Source organism: Alloalcanivorax balearicus MACL04, from assembly GCF_025532145.1.
GTDB classification, from domain to species: domain Bacteria; phylum Pseudomonadota; class Gammaproteobacteria; order Pseudomonadales; family Alcanivoracaceae; genus Alloalcanivorax; species Alloalcanivorax balearicus.
Genome location: NZ_ARXS01000005.1, coordinates 212,243 through 231,966, shown reverse-complemented (window position 1 = coordinate 231,966; position 19,724 = coordinate 212,243). Strand labels below are relative to the sequence as shown.

The window sequence follows — 19,724 nt, the reverse complement described above, 5'->3', positions numbered from 1 at the left end:
GCCTGACAAGGTGGGATTACCGGACGCTTACGGTTTTTTCGCTGCCGTCAGCGCTGAATGTGCGGGCATAGATCTGGAAATAGCCGTTGCCGTCGTTATCGTCTTCCCATAACACGGCGAAGTTGCCTTCCGGGCCCATGGCCAGAGCCGGTGCCAGTTGCTGGCCGGAGGCTTTGCTGTTGGCGGTGAATTCAGGCAGCCACTCCTGGCCGTCGCTGAGGAATCCCCGCGCCAGGATCTGATAGTAACCATTGCCGTCCTTGTCATCCTGCCAGGCAACCACGAAGCGGCCACGATCATCCATGGCCAGCACCGGTTTTTCCTGGGTGCCGCTGACCACCTGGTTGACCGTGATCTCGGGGAAGTGTTCACGTCCCCGGTCGGTGAAACCGCGAACGGCTATTTTGCTTTGCCCATCCCCATCGGTGTCATGCTCCCAGGCCACGGTGAAATGCCCGTCATTACTCATGGCCAATGACGGGCGTTGATGGCGACCCGGCGTCGAGTTGACGTTGCGTTGCGTGAAGCGGGGCAGACCATTGCGCAAGAAGCTTTGCACATGGATGCCATCGCCTTTCTGTTCCCAGGCAATAGTAAAGCGCCCTTTGTCGTTCATGCCTATCGCCGGCCTGCGTTGTTGGCCGTCCAGCCAGTTCCAATAGTCGCCCGGTTTCCAGTGGCCATGGCCGCGTCCGCTATCGCCGGATGCCAGAATACCGGGGAGGAGGGCGGGGAAGCCTGTGCTCCCGTCGGCCCGTAATACGCGGTAGTGGATGCGGCCGTGGCCGTCACCGTCCGCATCCATGACCCAGGCCACCACAAAATTGCCTTCATCATCGGTAGCCACGGCGGGGTCTCGTTGCGGGACACTGTCCCAGGGAGAAACGGCCACTTCGGGGAACAGGGCATTACCGTCCTCATCGAAACCGCGCACGAAGACCTGGCTGTAGCCATCGCCGTCGCGGTCTTCCTCCCAGGCGGTGACGGTAATGCCGTTGGCGGCGGCGGCCACGGACGGTGCCCGATGATCACCTCGAAGGGTTCGATGGGGGTGACGATCCTTGTACAGAGTATCACCGGGGGTATAGCGGTACTCGGGGACAGCCGTCATGTCGAAGTCGATGACATAGTCCATGTGATTATGTTGCTGATCGGAGGGGGCCGCGATCTTGTTGTAGTCATCAAAGAATTGCGCGTCTCCACCTGGGAAAATCTGGGGATTACCGTCTTCGACACTCAAGGTTTCCACCTCTATCCGATTGTCCGTGGGGTGGAACGTCAGCAGTCTCAGCCATCCATTGCCCAGGGCGGTGCCGTCACCCATGACCGGCTCGCTCTGAAAGTCGGTCAGTATCTCATGTACCACATTGCCGCCGTTGCCGATTCGCTGACGGTAGGAGGTGCCGTGAATATGACCGCTGACCGTCATGAAAATGTTGCTGTGTCGTGCCACCAGCTCTTCCCATAGATCCACGCCTTCGCGACCGGCGGTGTTATAGCGGTTGGCCCAGCCGGTAAGGTGCTCACCGTTGTAATCCTGGTAGGCGTGGGTGGAGACGATGACGCGGTGCCGGGGGTGGTCGGAGATCACTTGATTGGCCCAGGTCACCACGTCCTTGCGCGGAAGAAACTCAAGATTCACCAGTAGGAATTGCTGCCCGCCAACCTGCAGGAAGTGATAGGTGTTTTCGCCGCTGTCACTGAAACTGCCGCCGAAGCCGGGCTTCTCCGCGAAGCGATCGGGACCGAAGTAACGGGTAAAGTAGGACTCCCTGGCATGGATATCGTCGCTGGGGTAGAGGTCGTGGTTCCCGGACAGAGCGGTGTAGCCGATTCCGGCCTGATCCAGAATGGTGTGGGCCTGATCCACCACTTGCCATTGTTCCTGGGTGTCGTGTTGGGTCATATCGCCGAGATGCAGCACGTACTGGATGTTGCGATCGTAGGTGTGATCCACGATCCACTGGGTTTGATGGTTATAGACATCGTAACTGGCTTTCTCGGCGTAGTTTTGCGTATCCGGTAACAGCACGATCGAGAAAGAGCCCGTGGGGGAGGATAGGGTGTTGCGGTCCTGGGTGGCTGCCGTGGCGGCATTGGTCGACAGGAGTAGCGAGCTGACCAGCAGCGGCATCCCGATCCGATAACGATAGGACATGATCCGTTCTCCATTGTTATTGCTGGAAAGAGAGAGGGGAGAGGCGCGCCAAGCATCCCGTTGGCGCGAAAGTCTCTGCCCCGGAGCCCGACGGTTCCAGGTAAAGCGATAATGAGAAGCCCGGTACCCGACGGGCCTGATCAGCGTGGAAAAACAATGTGTCAGGGCCGCGACATCAGCGGGCCTTGGGGGTGATGAAGATCACAGTCCGGGTGATGATCATAAAAGTGTTGCGATACCGGGAGCGGAAAGCTGAAGTGCGGGCGGGCTGGTGAGCCCGTGCCGCCTTGCGTCATCATCGGTTAAAGTAAGGCCACCCTGAACTCAGAGAGAGTCCTATGTCGTTGACCACTCCCGCGCTCCTCTTTCCCGCCATTTCGCTGCTATTGCTCGCCTACACCAACCGTTTCCTGGTTTTGGCACAGCTGATCCGAAAACTGGCGGATGAAGAGAAAGCTCAACACGAAGAAGTGGCCACGCGTCAGATCGAGTTGTTGCACAAAAGAGTGGTGCTGACTCAGCGGATGCAGGTGGCGGGGGTACTTAGCTTCCTGCTTTGTACCCTGTCCATGTTCGCGCTCTATCTGCATCAGGAAATGCCTGGGGTGGTGTTGTTTGGCGCCAGCCTGATCAGTCTGTCACTGTCATTGATCTTTTCGCTTTGGGAGGTGCTGATCTCCACCAATGCGCTCAATGTGCAGTTGGAGACGCTGCGACGTCCCAAACCCTGATCAGGAAAGAAGAGGGTTGTCGGGTAACAGGTGAACCCTGAGTGCACCGGCATGCACTTTTATATGAAAGTGGGTGTCCTCCAGGGGTTCGCCATCCAGGTTGAGATACATAGCCTCCGGAGTGTGTATCTCCATGGACTCGAGGCGAGCGCGGACGAACAAGCCTTCCTGTTCACCGTTCCCGTTGTTTCTATTGGCACCATTGTCCGAGCTGAACAGGCCGCGGAGGCCAGACATCAGGTCCATCTGCGCCGGCAGGATAGCCACGTCCATCAGGCCGTCGTTGATTACGGCGTCCGGACACAGTCTCTGGCCGCCCCCCGCCTGCCGTCCGTTACCGACCCCGAGTGCCATGAACTCGCCTTCCCATTCAAAGTCCTGGCCCTGGAAATGGCCTTGAGCGGCCCGGATCTCGGTGAAGCGGGTCAGGCCAGTGAGCAGGTAGGCGGCGCCACCCAGCATGGACTTCAACTCCTCCGAGGTTTCCGTGGTCACTTCGGTGCCGAAGCCACCTGTGGCCATATTGAGAAAGTAATGGCCGTTGACTTCGAGCACATCGATAGCGGTCGCGGGCTGGTCAAGCAGCGCCAGAGCGTCTTTCGGCGGCACGGGGATGTTCGCGGCGGTGGCGAAGTCGTTGGCGGTCCCCAACGGTAGAACGGCCAGGTTGGCCCCGCCTCCGTTTTTTATCAAGGCATCGGTGATATCGCGCACCGAGCCATCGCCGCCGCCGGCAATGACGGTGTCGTAGCCGGCGTTCAATGCTTCCTCTACATACCTTTCGGCGTCTCCGCCTTCCCAGGTGACCCGAACATCGAGTTGGTGCCCCTGTTCACGGCGGGCCATGACCGCCTGACGTACCTCATCATTGGTGGCTTGTTTACCGTGAAGGATCAAAACAGTTTTCGCACTCACCATCGGCACTCCTTGCAATGGACAAAAAACAGCCACCGGTAAGGTGATCAAGAAAAAGTTGTCGGGTGGCTCGCCACTCATTCTATTCCAGATTGGTTTTGACGGAACCGTCAGCCTCAGCCGTTAACGCCTATTTGGCCCTCCAGGAGGAGGTCGCGCTTGCGAGTTCCCGATGGCGGCGCCTTCCCATAGTCTCAGGCTATTGAAAGTATAATATCATCTTCCTTTTTGTATTTGTGAGAATGGTTATCATGTACAAATAACGGTGGAGGTGTCCCATGGTGAAGACATTCAGTTTCGGCATTATGCATATCAGTGTGGCGTTTCTTGTGGTGTGGGCTATGACCGGCGACTGGCGCATTGGTGGCGCCACGGCTTTGGTGGAACCTTGTGTGAACACGGTGGCTTACCACTTCCACGAGAAGATCTGGAAACGCTGGCAGCGTCGCCGGGCTCCTCGGGAAGAGGAGAACGCCGCTCTGGCTGCCTGATAGACCCTTTGTTTACGGGGTTCCGGGGCTTGGTTTAAGCTACGCCCCGGTAAACAAAAACAAAGGATAAGTTACTGTGTGGAATCAAGGGGATGATCTGGACGCCATCCGCCAGGTGGTTAATCAGGTGCTGGACGCTCATGCCGAGGACGAAGGGGGCCCCCGCTCGCCGGCGCGGGCGGAAATTTTGATTCATTCCGTGCAGGTATTCGCCCTGCGCGGTGTCGAGCGCACCACGGTGCAACATCTGTTGAGTGCGGCGAATGTGTCACGGCGCACTTTCTATAAGTACTTCCGCAATAAGGTGGATGTGCTGGAAAATATCTACCGCATCTTCATCGACAATATGCTGCTGCATTTCCATCATGAAATGCGTCAGGCCCGTTCCGTGCAGCAAATCATCCACAACACCACCAAGGTCTACTTCGACTACCACATCAGCATGGGGCCGGTGATCAAGCTGATGATGGAGGAGGCGCGCAGCTCCAATTCGGCATTGGCGCCGCATCGGGACCGGGCGCAGACCATTGCCGCCGAAGTGCTCACCGCCGAAATCAACCGGCTTACCGGCCGTGATTTTGACCCTTTGGTGATGCGGACCATGCTGTGGATTCTGGAAAGCTATTCGCTTTATGTCTTCGAAGGCGGGGAGTTCAGCGAAGAGCGGCTGCATCTTTGCCAGCGCACCATGATCGGGATCGCGGAATCGGTGATCCTGGGCCAGGAAGCCACTCCAGGGGCACTGAAGCGGCACTCCTGACCCGGGGCCGGGCGGTTACAGGTTACAGGTACTTGATCTTTTCCAACTGATCTTCCAGACGGGCAAGCTGGGAACGGTAGTCGTCGAGTTTGGCTTTTTCCTTGGCGACCACGGCTTCCGGCGCCTTGTCGACAAAGGCCGGGTTTTTCAGCTTCCCTTCCGCGCGCCCTACCTCCTTGCGCAGCTTGTCCACTTCCTTGGTGAGGCGGTCGATTTCCGCGTCCTTGTCGATCAGGCCGGCCATGGGCACCAGGATTTCCATGTCGCCGACCAGGCTGGTGGCGGAGGCCGGCGCGGAATCGTCGGCATTGAGCCAGTTGATGCTGTCCAACTTGGCCAGGCGGCAGAGGAAATTGTGGTTGGCTTGCAGACGGCGCTGGTCTTCGTCCTTGCCGTTGTGCAAGTACACATCCAGGGTGCGGCTGGGCGGAATGCGCATTTCGCCGCGGATATTCCGGATCGCGGTGATCACCGCCTTGATCCACTCGATGTCCCGCTCCGCCTGTTCATCCACCTTGTCCTGTTCGGGCTGGGGGTAGGGTTGCAGCATGATGGTGGCGTTCTCTATACCTGTATCCGCAGCAGGCGCTTTACCCGTATCCGCGGCCGGTACCTTGCCGGCCAGCGGCGCCACCTTCTGCCAGATTTCCTCGGTAATGAAAGGCATGAACGGATGCGCCATACGCAGAATCGCTTCCAGCACCCGCACCAGGGTGCGGCGGGTACCGCGCTTCTCCGCTTCCGAATAATCGTCGCTGTAGAGCACCGGCTTGGACAACTCCAGATACCAGTCGCAGTATTCGTTCCAGATGAATTCATAGGCGGCGTGGGAGGCGACATCGAAGCGGAACTGATCCAGTGCTTCGGTCACTTCGCGCTCGGCCCGCTGCAAAGCAGAGATGATCCAGCGGTCCGCCAGTGACAAGCTGACGTCACTTCCTTCCTCATTCACACCGCAGTCCTGGCCCTCGGTGTTCATCATCACATAGCGGGCGGCGTTCCAGATTTTGTTGCAGAAGTTGCGGTAGCCTTCTATGCGGCCCATGTCCCACTTGATGTCACGGCCGGTGGAGGCCAGAGACAGGAAGGTGAAACGCAGCGCATCGGTGCCGTAGCTGTTGATGCCTTCGGGAAATTCCGCCCGGGTACGCTTGCTGATCTGCTTTTCCTTCTGAGGTTGCATCAGCCCGAGGGTGCGTTTCTCCACCAGGTTGTCCAGGTCGATGCCGTCGATCAAATCCAGCGGATCAAGCACATTGCCCTTGGACTTGGACATCTTCTGGCCCTCGGCATCCCGTACCAGGCCGTGCACGTAAACCTTCTTGAAGGGCACTTCACCAGTGAACTTCAGCGTCATCATGATCATCCGCGCGACCCAGAAGAAAATGATGTCGAAGCCGGTAACCAGCACACTGCTGGGATGGAAGGTGCGCAATTCCTCGGTCTGTTCCGGCCAACCCAGGGTGGAGAAGGTCCACAACGCGGAGCTGAACCAGGTATCCAGTACATCCTCGTCCTGGCTGAGCGGGCGATCATCGAGATCATGGGCGGCGCGGACTTCCTCCTCGCTGCGTCCCACATAGACCTTGCCGTCCTCGTCGTACCAGGCGGGAATGCGATGTCCCCACCACAGCTGCCGGGAAATACACCAGTCCTGCAGGTCGCGCATCCAGGAAAAGTACATGTTCTCGTAGTTCTTGGGCACGAACTGGATGTCGCCGTTTTCCACCGCTTCGATGGCTGGTTTGGCCAGGCTTTCCACCGCCACGAACCACTGATCGGTGAGGTAGGGCTCGATGACCACGCCGGAACGGTCGCCGCGCGGCACCTGCAAGGTATGATCATCGACCTTTTCCAGCAGGCCCAGGGCATCCAGATCATCCACCACCTTTTTGCGTGCCTCGTAGCGGTCCAGACCGCGATAGGCTTCCGGTACCTGGTCGTTGAGGTGGGCATCGATGGTGAGGATGTTGATCATCGGCAGATCGTGCCGCTTGCCCATTTCATAGTCGTTGAAGTCGTGGGCCGGGGTGATCTTCACGCAGCCGGAGCCGAAATCCGGATCCACGTAGTCGTCGGCGATGATCGGAATCTCGCGATCGGCCAGCGGCAAGCGAATGGTCTGACCAACCAGATCCTTGTAGCGCGGATCCTCGGGGTGCACCGCCACGGCGGTATCGCCGAGCATGGTTTCCGGGCGGGTGGTGGCTACCACCAGATGGCCGGAGCCGTCGGAGAGGGGATAGCGGAAGTGCCACAGGTGGCCCTGCTCTTCCTTGTTTTCCACTTCCAGATCGGAGATGGCGGTATGCAGGGCCGGGTCCCAGTTCACCAGGCGTTTGCCCCGGTAGATCAGGCCTTCCGCATAGAGGCGCACGAACACTTCGCGTACCGCATTGGACAGGCCTTCGTCCATGGTGAAGCGCTCGCGGGTCCAGTCGACGCTGGCGCCCATGCGGCGCAATTGGCGGGTGATGGTGCCGCCGGATTCCGCCTTCCACTCCCAGATTTTCTCGATGAAAGCATCGCGGCCGAGATCGTGACGGTTCTTGCCCTCGGCGGCCAGACGCCGTTCCACCACCATTTGAGTGGCAATGCCGGCGTGGTCGGAGCCCACCTGCCACAGTGTGTTGCGCCCCTGCATTCGACGGAACCGGATCAGGGTGTCCATGATGGTGTCCTGGAACGCGTGGCCCATATGCAGACTGCCGGTCACATTGGGCGGCGGGATCATGATGGAATAGGCATCACCCTGGCCGGAAGGGCGGAAATAGCCCGCATCCTCCCAGGTGTTGTACCAGGCCTGCTCGATACGATCGGGTTGGTAGGTTTTGTCCATGATCTCCGCTGTCTTTCATCGCAAAAACGAAAGGCGGATTATACCGGAACCGGGGCCTGCCGTCAGAGGTTGTGGGTTTTCAGTGGAAAGCCCCTTTCCCGGTAGAAACGGAACCGCTCACGGCCGCCCTCGCGCTGCTGTGGGTCGCCGGTGATCATCTCGGCGGCCCGTTCAAAGCGGGTGACGAAGTCCGGTACCGCCGCCGCCAGGTTGATCAGCACATCGTGGTGGCCGCCCGGGTCGTCGCCGAAGCCCAGCACCATCGGTGCCGGGCTCTCACCGAGCAGGGCATGGGGCAGGAAGCCCGAAGCCGGCTGCGCCCAGAATTGTTGATCCAGCTCACGGGCATGGGCCTCGTCCTGGCAGTGGACGTAGATCTGGCGCCCCTGGCGCCAGGCCTTTTCCGCGATGCGCCAGGCGAGGGCGTCACGCACCCCCGTTCCGGCTTGCTCGGTGATGTAAAACAAAACCTCGGTCAATGTCTCAGCCCTTGCCGGCCAGATTGATCAGATAGCGGGTCAGCATCGGTACCGGACGGCCGGTGGAGCCCTTGTCCTTGCCGCCGCTGATCCAGGCGGTACCGGCGATGTCCAGATGCGCCCAATTCACGTCCCGGGCAAAACGATGCAGGAAACAGGCCGCGGTGATCGAGCCGCCCTTAGGGCCGCCGATGTTCTGCATGTCGGCGAACGGGCTGTCCAACTGGCTTTGATAGTCCTCCCACAGCGGCATCGGCCAGCCCCGGTCGCCGGTGTCCTGGCCTGCTTCCAGCAGTGATTCGCGCAGCACATCGTCGTTGGCGTACACCGCCTGGGCGTGACTGCCCAGAGCGACCACGCAGGCACCGGTGAGCGTGGCGATGTCGATGACCGTATGCGGCTTGTACTTCTGCTGCACATAGGTGAGGGCGTCGCACAGCACCAGGCGGCCTTCGGCGTCGGTGTTGAGGATTTCCACGGTTTGTCCGGACAGCGTTTTGACGATGTCGCCGGGACGGGTGGCGCCGCCGTCGGGCATGTTTTCCGCCGCGGCCACCACGGCCACGAGATGGATCGGAAGGCCCAGCTCACAGACGGTTTTGACGGTACCGAAAACGCTCGCCGCGCCGCCCATGTCGTATTTCATTTCGTCCATGTTGGCGCCCGGTTTCAGGGAGATACCGCCGGTATCGAAGGTGATCCCCTTGCCGACCAGGGACACCGGCTTGCCGGCGGCGCCCTTGTACTCCATCACGATGAGGCATCCTTCCCGGGTGCTGCCCTTGGCCACCGCGTGGAAAGCCCCCATGCCCATCTTCTCCGCCTGGGCCTGAGTGACGATCTTCACCGTCAGCTTGTCGTATTCCTTGCCCAGGGCCTTGGCGCGTTCGGCCAGATACTCCGGATAGCAGTCGTTGGGGGGCATATTGCCCAGATCGCGTGCCAGAGCGGTGCCGGCGGCCACGGCCCGGCCTTGCTTGAGGGCCTGGCGCAGGGCAGCATCGCGTTGCGCATGCCAGAATGTCAGCTTGCGCAGGGCGGCAGCCTTGGCCGGTTTGCTGCGGTAGTCGTCGAACCGGTAGCTGGCTTCTTCCGCTACCCGGGCCCCTTCCCTCACCCGCCAGTCCAGCTCACGGGCAACGTTGACGGTGTCCAGCATCAACACCGCTTGCTTCACCGGAGAAGCGAGCAATTGCCTGGTGGTGCCGGTGACCAGACGCTGCCAGGCCTGGCCGTCGAGTTCGGTCTTGTCGCCGCAGCCCACCAGCAGCAAACGGCGGGCGGCGACGCCCGGCGGATTGTGCAACCAGCTGACCTGACCCTGTTTGCCGGAAAAATCCCCGGTTTTGATGAACGCCTGCACCGATGCGCGGGTCTCATCGGGAAGGGCCTCCGGCAGGGTGGAAGCGCTACCGAGTGGCAGAACCAGACAATCTGCTTTCAGTTTCGGCAGGGCCGAGTGGCTAATTGCGTACTCCATGCTCTCTCCTGAGTTACAATGCCGCACACTGCAAAGATGGAACAGGTGCGGGCGGGACCAACGTTGATACTACACCGCTACATAAATCGTCAGGTATTCGTGACCACGGTGCTGGTGACCTTCATTTTGGTGATGGTGCTGGTCAGTGGTCGCTTTATCAAGTATTTGGCAGAGGCCGCCGCCGGTCAGATCGCGGCGGACGCTCTGTTTCTGGTGATGGCGTTCCGGCTGCCGGAATTCCTGCAAATGATTCTGCCGTTGAGTTTGTACATCTCCCTGTTGCTAGTGCTGGGACGTATGCACATGGACAACGAGATGGTGGTGTTGCAGGCCGGAGGCCAGGGGCACGGCCGGATCATCCGCTCACTGGTGGTACCGGTGTTGGTGGCGGTCAGCGTGGTGGCGCTGTTCTCATTGTACGTCACGCCCCGGGGCGATGCCGAAGTAAACCGTATCTTCGAGGAACAAAAAGGCCGTTCGGTGCTGGAATTGCTGACACCGGGCCGGTTCCTGGTGCGCGGCTCGGATGGCAGCCAGCGGGCCACCTACGCGGAGAGTCTTAATCGCGAGGACGGCTATCTGGAGAACGTATTCGTCGCCGATGCCCGGTTTGACGATTCCCAGGCCGGGCGCGTACTTACCGTGTGGGCCCATACCGGGCGGTTGGTGCAGGACGAGAACGGCATCAACTACCTGGAATTACGTGACGGCTATCAATACCAGGGCAAGCCCGGTGAAGCGGATTATCAGGAAGTGGCGTTCGAGAAGGCCCGGGTCCGGATCGGTAGTGAAAACACCTCGAGCCGGCCGCCTAAGGTAAGAGGGCGCACCACCGGCGAATTGCTGGAGAGCGCCGGGGATAATCAGGCGGTGGCGGAGTTGCAATGGCGCTGGTCACTGGTATTGACGGTCCCGATTATGTGCCTGGCGGCGATCCCGCTGGCCAAGGTCAACCCTCGCCAGGGGCGTTTCCTACGGATGATTCCGGCGGTGATCGGGTACATGCTGTACGTCGGTTTGTTGCTCACCATGCGCAGCTGGATGGCGGATACCGGTGGTGAGCGGCCCTGGTATTACTCGATGATCTGGATTCATGCGCTGGCCGCGGTGGCGGTGTTCTTCCTTTATTACGGCGACCGGTTGTGGCGCCGCAGGAGGAGCACATGAAACTACTGAGAGGCTATTTCTGGCGGGCGGTGCTGATTCCGTCCCTGGCCATCGTCGGCATTATCATTGCCTTGGACTGCCTGTTCAGTTTCGTCTACGAGCTGGAATTTCTGCGTGGCGGCTATCAGGCGTTGCAGGCGCTGCAATTCGTGGTCACCACGGTGCCGCGCCGTTTCAATGAGTACCTGCCGTTGGCGATCCTGCTGGGGACCCTGATCGGTCTGGGGCTGATGGCCAATAACGGCGAACTGGCGGTGATCCGTGCCGCGGGCATATCCACTTTGCGGATCGCCTGGATGGTGCTGCGGCCGGTGATCTTCCTGATGCTGCTGTCAGTGCCGGTAGGGGAATACCTGGCCCCGTACTCGGAGCAGGTGGCGCAGAGCAATCGCTCGTTGCAGGAAGGCGGGGGTGAAACCATCCGCAGCAAATACGGCTATTGGCACCGCGAAGGGGATGAGTTCATCCACATTAACGCGGTGCAACCCAACGGCGTGCTGTACGGCCTGACCCGTTACCGCTTCGACGAAGAGCACAAGCTGGCGGAAAGCCTGTATGTGGAGCGGGCCATCTACCAGGGTGATTCCTGGGCCCTGGAAGGCGTGCAGGGTACCCGTTTTCAGGGCGAGCGCACCGAGACCTACCGTGAGGAACACGACGTCTGGGAGACCAGCCTCAAACCGCAATTGCTCAGTATCGTGGTGCTGGACCCGGCGCGGCTGGGGATGGCCAAGCTGATAGAGTACGCTTCCTACCTGAAGCGGCAGGGGCTGGAAACCGCCGACTATATGCTGTCGTTCTGGCAGAAACTGCTGATGCCCGCCGCCACCATCGGCATGGTGCTGATCGCCATCTCCTTTGTCTTCGGCCCGTTGCGGGAAGTGACCATGGGGCTGCGGGTGGCGGCCGGGGTGGTGGCCGGCCTGATATTCCACTACGGACAGCAGTTTTTTGGCCACCTTTCCCTGGTGTTCCGCACCGAGCCGCTGCTCGCCGCCGGCCTGCCGCCAGTGCTCTGCCTGATGCTGGGCGTCTGGTTATTGTTGCGGGTGCGGTAGCCACAATATCCACGGCATAATGGCTGGCATTGTCCGGCGAGATTGGTATACTCGCCGGCCGATGGCCTGATGCAGGCTGTTGCCATCCCTTGCCAGAGTGGTGGAATTGGTAGACACGACGGATTCAAAATCCGTTGCCTTCGCGGGCGTGCCGGTTCAAGTCCGGCCTCTGGTACCAAATTGACGGCGTGATAGCGTCGGGAAAACGCCGGGCCGAGCCCGGCGTTTTCGTTTCCGGTTTCCGGGTTTTCCCGGGAGACAGGTCCGGCCCCGTGTGCAACCTCTCCGGCCAGTAATAGAGCATCACCACCAGGGTGTTGCGGTGTTCGCCGCGGGCGGGGTCGGTGCTGCCGTCGGTGGCCGGGATCATGTCCGCCTCGTCGTCAAACTCCCGCTCCAGAGCCGCTTTGACCTTGTCGATGGCCGGATTGTCCGGCTCTTCCGCGAGCAGGAAACACAGCGCCATCTCGGTATACACATCCGGCTTGGTGCCTTGGATGACGTGGTCGACCCGGCGCTCGAAATAATCGAAAATCCAGCCAAAGTCCTTGCGCGCCACGGAATGCTGGTAATAGCCGCTGGCGGCGATCACCAGATGGGTCATACCGTAGATTTTCTCCTGCAGATCCAGCCCTTGATGTGGCGTGCCGGGCGGATAGACGCGCCGGAACGCCTGTTGGTAGGGTTCCCGCAAATCCTGTAACCCGAGCCGATAAAGGTAGTAGACCAGGTTCGCGGTCTGCGCCGAGTACACCTTGATGACCTCGGGATCGAGCACGAAGGACTGAAAGTCGAATGCCCTGAGATAGGCCAGGGCGCGGCCGGTGTCCTGAAACGGGGGCTCGCCGGCAAGATGCAACTCCTCGAGCTGATTGACGCGGTACAGCAGCTGCTTGGCGAAGGGGAGCTCCCCGCTGCGGCGCAGCAAGGCCTTGCGGCGTTGGTATTTCGGGGTGTCGTCGCGGTAATCATCCACTATCTGGCTGGCCAGGGCCTGCCGTTGGCCAGCGTCGTCAAGGGCCTGCATGGCCTTTTGCCAGCGCGGCAGTATGGCCAGGACCTCATCGCGAATTGGCGCCAGATAAGCGTCATCACCAGTCAGTCGGTACAGACGCAGCGCGTAGTGCCGTTGTTTGTCCGCTGGCAGGGAGGGCAGCACGGTCTCATAGTGATCCCGGATCTGTTCGCCGAGGGACGACGTGGAGGAAGGCGTCGAAGTGGCGACGATCGCCGCCGGACCGACCAGAGGCGCAGACAGGGCAACAAGAATGAGCAGGGCGTACAGGCGGAAGCCGGACATGGGACTCCCTCCGGATGGCACCCCGGTGATCGGGGTTATAAGGTCCTTGTACCGCCGCCCGGTGCCTCCTCGCAATGACCGCGATGACGGGCTGTGACGCCGGTCCGCGCCCTCGCTCTGGTGGGACAGGAGGTCCCGGGTTTGCTAGAATAGCGGCCGTTTGGGCCGGTCGCCGAGCCGATCGCGCCGCCGAGGATTTGAAAGGCCCGCGCCGAGCGGGCTTTTTTGTGACCACCGTCCATGGTGGTCACCCTCCGGGCCGTCGCTGGGGCGACGTCAAAAATCGCTCCCGGCGATTTGTTTGTGACCATCATCCATGATGGTCCCCCTGCGGTCTGTCGCCGGGGCGACGTCAAAAATCGCCGGGAGCAGATGGTCAGGGTAACCCGTAATGGAGCAGCGATGATCGAAAATGCCAGACCCGCGGGCCTGATCAAACGGCTGATGGCGCTGGTCTATGATGGTTTTCTGGTGTTGGCGTTATGGTTCATAACCGCCGGGATTTTCGTCATCGTTTATAACCACACCGGGCTGCCGACCCAGGAGATCAACGGTGTTACCCGCGCCGATCCGATGGTGCTGAAGGGCGTGCTGTTCCCCCTGCTGCTGGTGGAAACCTGGGCCTTCTATGCCTGGTTCTGGCTGCATGGCGGTCAGACTCTGGGAATGCGCGCCTGGCGGCTGCAAATACGTGACTATCGTGGCGGGCCGGTGCGGTTCTGGCAGACCCTGGCCCGGTTCGCCGCCGCTGGTGTGTCCTGGCTGATGCTGGGGGCCGGTTACCTGGTGGTGTTGGTGCACCCTCACCAAACTCTGCATGACCGATTGTCCCTCACCGCCACGGTGGAAATACCGAAAAACGGTAAAGGTCGCTCCTGAACACATGTGAGCTGAATACGGGTGATACGTGCAAGTCGACGACTTTGATTTTGACTTACCGGACGAGCTGATCGCCCGCTATCCGCCGGCGCAGCGGCGCGATGCGCGCTTGCTGACCCTGACCGGGGCGGGGATGGGGCATGGCCGGTTTCCGGATCTGTCCGCCTGGCTGAAGCCTGGTGATCTGCTGGTGTTCAACGACACCCGGGTGATTCCGGCTCGTCTGTTTGGCCGCAAGCAGACCGGTGGACGGGTGGAAGTGCTGATCGAACGGCTGCTCGGCGGTCGCGAGGCCTTGGCCCATGTGCGGGCTTCCAAGTCGCCCAAGGCCGGCGGTTGGCTGGAGTTCGATCAGGGTGTGGCGGCGGAGGTTCGCGGCCGGCGCGGTGAGTTGTTCCACCTGATGTTCACCGGTTGTGAGCAGGTGCTGGATGCGCTGGAACGCGTTGGCCACGTGCCGCTGCCGCCTTACATCGACCGTCCGGACGAAGACGCCGACCTGCAGCGTTATCAGACCGTGTACGCCCGGGAGCCGGGCGCGGTGGCGGCGCCCACCGCCGGTTTGCATTTCGATGAGGCCTTCATTGAGCAGTTGCGGGGGCAGGGTGTGGAAACCGGCTTCGTCACTCTGCACGTGGGCGCGGGCACGTTCCAGCCGGTACGCGTGGACAAGGTGGAAGAGCACCACATGCACAGCGAGCGTTTCCGTATCAGCGAGGCACTGGTGGAGCAGGTGCTGGCTGCGCGGGCCCGTGGTGGCCGGGTGGTGGCGGTGGGCACCACGGCGTTGCGGGCCTTGGAAGCGGCCAGTGCCGACGGCGCTCTGAGTTCGGGAGAAGCGGAAACCGATATCTTCATCTATCCCGGCTACCGTTTTCGTCAGGTGGAGGCCCTGGTCACCAACTTCCACCTGCCCCGTTCCACCCTGTTGATGCTGATCAGCGCTTTTGCCGGTCGGGAACGGGTGCTGGCGGCTTACCAGGAAGCGGTCCGTGAAGGCTACCGCTTCTTCAGTTACGGCGATGCCATGTTTATCGAACGGCAGCCCGATGTGTGAACATAAGGTTTTTTCATGTCCCGAATGAGCTTTGATCTGCTGAGCACCGATGGCACCGCGCGCCGGGGCCGCTTGACCTTTCCCCGCGGTGAGGTGGAGACGCCGGCGTTCATGCCGGTGGGCACCTACGGTACGGTCAAGGCCATGTTACCTCGGGACCTGGCCGACAGCGGCGCGCAGATCTGCCTGGGCAACACCTTTCACTTGATGTTGCGTCCCGGCACCGAAATCATCGAACGTCATGGCTCGCTGCATGGCTTCATGCAATGGGACAAGCCGATCCTCACCGATTCCGGCGGTTTCCAGGTGTTCAGCCTGGGTGAGCTGCGCAAGATTTCCGAGCAAGGCGTGGTGTTCAAGAACCCGATCAACGGCGACCGGGTGGAACTGACGCCGGAAAGGGCCATGCAGGTGCAGCGCTCTCTGGGCAGCGACATCTGTATGATCTTCGACGAATGCACCCCATACCCCGCCACCGAGACGCAGGCTGCCGAGTCCATGCGGCTGTCCCTGCGCTGGGCGCGCCGTTCGAAAGCGGCCCATGTGGCCGATGAAGGGAACGATGCGGCCTGTTTCGGGATCGTACAGGGGGGCATGTACGATAATCTGCGCCGCGAATCCCTGGCCGGCCTGACGGATATTGGTTTTGACGGCTATGCCATTGGAGGTCTCAGCGTCGGTGAGCCGCAGGAGGAGATGCGGCGTACCCTGGCCGGGATCACGCCGCATATGCCCGCCGACCGGCCCCGTTATCTGATGGGGGTGGGGCGGCCTGAGGACATTGTCGAAGGGGTGCGCCGTGGGGTCGATATGTTCGATTGCGTGATGCCCACCCGCAACGCGCGCAACGGCCATCTGTTTACCCGTGAAGGGGTGATCAAGATTCGTAATGCCCGCCACCGCGACGACCTGTCGCCGCTGGAGGAGGGCTGCGATTGCTACACCTGCCGCCAGTTTTCCCGCAGCTATCTGCATCACCTGGATCGCTGTGGTGAAATGCTCGGCGCGCAGCTGAACACCATCCACAATCTACGCTATTACCAACGGCTTATGGCTGGATTGCGGGGGGCCATTGAAGCGGGTACATTGAGCGCCTTTGTCGGTGACTTCTATGCGGCCATGGGCCGCGATGTGCCCGCTCTTTAACACGAAAACGTGGAGAATTGAGATGAACTGGTTGATTTCGCCCGCTTATGCGCAAGCCGCCGGAGGTCCGGGCGGTGGCATCGAACTGATCATGCTGGTGGTGATGATCGCGGTGTTCTATTTCTTCCTGATCCGTCCGCAACAGAAGCGCGCCAAGGAACACCGTAATCTGGTGCAGAACCTGAACAAAGGTGACGAGGTGGTGACCGCCGGCGGTATTCTCGGCCGGGTGACCAAAGTCACTGACGAATTCGTCGTGGTGGAAATCAGCGACAATCTGGAAATCAAATTGCAGAAACAGAGTGTCCAGGCAACGTTGCCGAAGGGCACCATCAAATCCATATAAAAAGAGGTGTGTCCGGCCCGGTTGCTCCGGGCCGCCACCTCCCGGCAATACCGGAAGACGATTATGACCCGCTACCCGCGCTGGAAATTCTTCCTGCTCATGGCCGTATTGTTTGTTTGCGGCCTTTACGCTCTTCCCAACCTGTTCCCCGACGCCCCGGCCGTGCAGATCAGCAGCGCCAAGCCCGGTGGAACCGTATCCGACAGTGCCAGCCAGCGCGTGTTACGGCAATTGGATCAGGCGGGTCTGGAACATGGGCCCGGTGAACAGATTGATGGCGGCTCCTGGCTGGTGCGCTTCACTGACAATGACAGCCAGCTTCGTGCCCGCGAGCTTCTGGCCGGTTCCCTCGGCGATGACTATGTGGTGGCCCTGAATCTGGCGCCCACTACTCCAGGATGGCTGCGTGCCATTGGTGCTTCGCCGATGAATCTGGGCCTGGATTTGCGCGGTGGTGTGCATTTCCTGCTGCAAGTGGATATGGAAGCGGTGGTGAACCAGCGCATGGAAGCCTGGGCCGGCCAGATCAAACTGTCGCTGAAAAACGAAGGCATTCGTTACCGCGACGTGCAGCAAGATGGCCAGCAGTTGCGCGTGCAGTTCGCCAACTCCGAAGACGCCGATTCCGCCCGCACTCTGCTGCGTAACGCGTTGCCGGAATTCTCGCTGGACTCCGATCCCGAGCAGCGGGTGCTGGTGTTCAACCTGAACCCGACCGCCCTCAAGGAAATGCAGGATTACGCGGTGGATCAGAACCGTACCGCGCTGAATAACCGGGTAAACGAGTTGGGTGTGGCCGAGCCGGTGGTGCAACGGCAGGGGGCGGACCGCATCGTGGTGCAGCTGCCCGGGGTGCAGGACGCGGCCCAGGCCCGCCGTATTCTCGGCCGTACCGCCACCCTGGAGTTCCGCCTGGTCAATCAGGACTACCCGGCCAGCCGTGCCGCCACCGGCGTGGCACCGCCGGGCACCGAGATTTTCCCCTTCCGCAGTCAGGGGGATCGCCCGGTTATTCTGGAGCGCTCCAAGATCGCTACCGGCGACGAAGTGACCAACGCGCAAATGGGCTTCGATCCACAAAACGGCACCCCGCAGGTGAACGTGTCCCTGGACTCCGCCGGCGCCCGCCGGATGCAGCGGGTGACGTCACAGAACGTCGGCAATCCGATGGCGGTGCTGTTCATCGAAACCAAGACCGAGATGAGCTCGCGCACCAATGAAAACGGTGAAACCGAGCAGGTGCCGGTAAGCACCACCGACCGTTACGTGATCAACGTGGCCACTATCCAGGATACCCTGGGCAGCCGCTTCCGGATTACCGGTCTGGACAGCCCGGCGGAAGCGTCCGAGCTGGCTCTGCTGTTGCGCGCCGGTTCCCTGGCGGCGCCGGTGACCATCATCGAAGAGCGCACCATCGGCCCCAGCCTGGGGGCGGAAAACATCGAGTCCGGACTCAAATCCATGGCGCTGGGCATGGTCCTGGTGCTGGTGTTCATGCTGGTCTGGTACAAGGTGTTCGGTATCTTCGCCAATGTGGCGCTGGTCGGTAACCTGCTGATCATCGTCGGCATCATGTCGCTGATTCCCGGTGCCACTCTGACCCTGCCGGGAATCGCCGGTATCGTCTTGACGGTGGGCATGGCGGTGGACGCCAACGTGCTGATCTATGAACGTATCCGGGAAGAACTGAAAAAAGGCGTGCGGCCACGGCAAGCCATTGATGAAGGGTACGCCAAGGCGTTCAGCACCATTCTTGATGCCAACATCACCACCATGATCGTCGCGGTGATCCTGTTCTCCGCCGGCACCGGCTCTGTGCAGGGGTTCGCGGTGACGCTGTTTATCGGCATCCTCTCCTCCATGTTTACCGCCATCGTGGGCACTCGCGCCATGGTGGAAATGGTCTACGGCCGCGGTGCCCGTCCGCCGGCCAAACTGAGTATTTGAGGTGCTTATGAGTAACAAGGCTCCTTTCTCCATCAACTTCCTGGGTATACGGCGGTTGTTCGCGGCGTTGTCGATCATTCTGGTGCTCGGCTCCATCGGACTGCTGGCGACCCAGGGTTTGAATCTGGGGATGGATTTCACCGGCGGCACCTCGGTGGTGGCCAAGGGCGAAAACGAAGTGATCATCGACGATGTGCGTTCCGCGCTGGAAGGCACGCCGTTCGAAGAGGCCACCGTGGTACGTTACGGGTCGCCCCGGGATATCAGCATCCGGGTGCCCACCCTGAACGATATGCCCGCGGATCAGGTAGGGCCCCGGCTTACCGAGGTGGTGGAAAGCAAGCTGCCCGGGCTGAAGGTTCAGCAGGTGGAGTTCGTCGGTCCGCAAGTGGGTGACGAGCTGCGCGACGAGTCCGGTCTCGCGCTGCTGATGGCACTGGGCTTGATGCTGGTTTACGTCTGGTTCCGCTTCACCAACAAGTTCGGTGTCGCCACCGTGGTGGCCTTGCTGCATGATGTGATCATCGTGCTCGGCCTGTTCTCGCTAATGCGCTGGACCTTCGATCTGACGGTGCTGGCGGCGGTGTTGGCGTTGATCGGTTACTCGCTGAACGACTCCATCGTGGTGGCGGACCGGATCCGGGAGAACTTTCGCGACACCCGTGAAACCGATCCGGAAAAGATCATCAACGGCTCTCTCAATGAGACCCTGAGCCGGACCATCAACACCTCCTTCACGACTCTGCTGGTATTGATTGCCCTGTTCTTCTTTGGCGGTGAAGTGATGCGCGCTTTCTCCGAAGCGCTGCTGGTGGGGATCGCGGTGGGTACCTACTCATCCATTTACGTGGTCACCAACATGCTGTTCCTGATGAAAGTGGACAAGCAGGACTTCATCATTCCGGAGAAGAAGGAAGTGGATGACATGCCCTGAGCGGTGGTTGAAGTCGAAAAAAAGGGGCGCCAGCGGG

General features: G+C 60.7%; 16 protein-coding genes, 1 tRNA gene and 1 pseudogene. 12 read left to right on the top strand and 6 right to left on the bottom strand.

Annotated elements, in window-relative coordinates; translation table 11 throughout:
• Positions 1-16 precede the first annotated feature (16 nt).
• Positions 17-2,158: a hypothetical protein gene (locus tag MA04_RS06775; protein WP_262459882.1), complete on the bottom strand. Its 2,142-nt coding sequence runs from the start codon at positions 2,156-2,158 to the stop codon at positions 17-19.
• Positions 2,159-2,496: 338 nt separating this feature from the next.
• Between MA04_RS06775 and MA04_RS06770 the strand changes: the two genes are divergently transcribed.
• A complete protein-coding gene (locus tag MA04_RS06770) occupies positions 2,497-2,889 on the top strand; it encodes a DUF2721 domain-containing protein (protein WP_163123607.1) in 393 nt (130 codons plus the stop codon).
• Here MA04_RS06770 and yegS read toward each other — a convergent pair whose 3' ends face one another.
• Complete coding sequence (gene yegS / locus MA04_RS06765; protein ID WP_262459881.1) at positions 2,890-3,807, bottom strand: lipid kinase YegS; 918 nt, start codon at positions 3,805-3,807, stop codon at positions 2,890-2,892.
• 275 nt (positions 3,808-4,082) lie between these two features.
• Here yegS and MA04_RS06760 point away from each other — a divergent pair, with 275 nt between their 5' ends.
• Positions 4,083-4,295 (top strand): DUF2061 domain-containing protein, encoded by a 213-nt coding sequence (locus MA04_RS06760; RefSeq protein WP_163123613.1) that lies wholly within the window; start codon positions 4,083-4,085, stop codon positions 4,293-4,295.
• 76 nt (positions 4,296-4,371) lie between these two features.
• Entirely contained in the window at positions 4,372-5,055 is a 684-nt protein-coding gene (locus tag MA04_RS06755; RefSeq protein WP_014996008.1) for a TetR/AcrR family transcriptional regulator, read from the top strand.
• A gap of 22 nt (positions 5,056-5,077) precedes the next feature.
• Here MA04_RS06755 and MA04_RS06750 read toward each other — a convergent pair whose 3' ends face one another.
• The 3 genes from MA04_RS06750 to MA04_RS06740 form a co-directional block, all read right to left on the bottom strand.
• Positions 5,078-7,894 carry a valine--tRNA ligase gene (locus tag MA04_RS06750; protein WP_262459880.1) on the bottom strand — a complete coding sequence of 939 codons (2,817 nt, stop codon included), beginning with the start codon at positions 7,892-7,894 and terminating at the stop codon, positions 5,078-5,080.
• 62 nt (positions 7,895-7,956) lie between these two features.
• Entirely contained in the window at positions 7,957-8,373 is a 417-nt protein-coding gene (locus tag MA04_RS06745; protein ID WP_262459879.1) for a DNA polymerase III subunit chi, read from the bottom strand.
• A gap of 4 nt (positions 8,374-8,377) precedes the next feature.
• Positions 8,378-9,853, bottom strand: a complete 1,476-nt coding sequence (locus MA04_RS06740; RefSeq protein WP_262459878.1) for a leucyl aminopeptidase — start codon at positions 9,851-9,853, stop codon at positions 8,378-8,380.
• 18 nt (positions 9,854-9,871) lie between these two features.
• On the opposite strand from MA04_RS06740, the gene lptF reads away from it, so the two are divergent.
• The 3 genes from lptF to MA04_RS06725 all read left to right on the top strand — a co-directional run bounded on the left by lptF (position 9,872) and on the right by MA04_RS06725 (position 12,256).
• The gene (lptF, locus tag MA04_RS06735; RefSeq protein ID WP_240342687.1) at positions 9,872-11,020 is read left to right on the top strand and encodes an LPS export ABC transporter permease LptF; all 1,149 of its coding nucleotides are present in this window, start codon (positions 9,872-9,874) and stop codon (positions 11,018-11,020) included.
• Complete coding sequence (gene lptG / locus MA04_RS06730; RefSeq protein ID WP_163123624.1) at positions 11,017-12,078, top strand: LPS export ABC transporter permease LptG; 1,062 nt, start codon at positions 11,017-11,019, stop codon at positions 12,076-12,078. The genes lptF and lptG overlap by 4 nt, the downstream gene beginning before the upstream one ends.
• 91 nt (positions 12,079-12,169) lie before the next feature.
• Positions 12,170-12,256, top strand: a tRNA-Leu gene (locus tag MA04_RS06725).
• A 135-nt stretch (positions 12,257-12,391) separates the two neighbouring features.
• Here the strand turns inward: MA04_RS06725 and MA04_RS21795 are convergent.
• A pseudogene (locus MA04_RS21795) lies at positions 12,392-13,378 on the bottom strand (DUF3541 domain-containing protein); the annotation flags it as partial.
• Between the two features lie 402 nt (positions 13,379-13,780).
• Here MA04_RS21795 and MA04_RS06710 point away from each other — a divergent pair.
• The 6 genes from MA04_RS06710 (at position 13,781) to secF (ending at position 19,687) form a co-directional block, all read left to right on the top strand.
• On the top strand, positions 13,781-14,257 hold the full coding sequence (locus MA04_RS06710) for an RDD family protein (RefSeq protein WP_163123754.1): 477 nt from the start codon (positions 13,781-13,783) through the stop codon (positions 14,255-14,257).
• Between the two features lie 28 nt (positions 14,258-14,285).
• The gene (gene queA / locus MA04_RS06705; protein WP_163123757.1) at positions 14,286-15,314 is read left to right on the top strand and encodes a tRNA preQ1(34) S-adenosylmethionine ribosyltransferase-isomerase QueA; all 1,029 of its coding nucleotides are present in this window, start codon (positions 14,286-14,288) and stop codon (positions 15,312-15,314) included.
• Positions 15,315-15,338: 24 nt separating this feature from the next.
• Positions 15,339-16,460 carry a tRNA guanosine(34) transglycosylase Tgt gene (tgt, locus tag MA04_RS06700; protein WP_163124426.1) on the top strand — a complete coding sequence of 374 codons (1,122 nt, stop codon included), beginning with the start codon at positions 15,339-15,341 and terminating at the stop codon, positions 16,458-16,460.
• Between the two features lie 22 nt (positions 16,461-16,482).
• Positions 16,483-16,806, top strand: a complete 324-nt coding sequence (yajC, locus tag MA04_RS06695; protein ID WP_014995999.1) for a preprotein translocase subunit YajC — start codon at positions 16,483-16,485, stop codon at positions 16,804-16,806.
• 63 nt (positions 16,807-16,869) lie between these two features.
• Entirely contained in the window at positions 16,870-18,753 is a 1,884-nt protein-coding gene (gene secD, locus MA04_RS06690) for a protein translocase subunit SecD (protein WP_205475372.1), read from the top strand.
• Positions 18,754-18,760: 7 nt separating this feature from the next.
• Positions 18,761-19,687: a protein translocase subunit SecF gene (gene secF, locus MA04_RS06685; RefSeq protein ID WP_163123760.1), complete on the top strand. Its 927-nt coding sequence runs from the start codon at positions 18,761-18,763 to the stop codon at positions 19,685-19,687.
• Positions 19,688-19,724 lie beyond the last annotated feature (37 nt).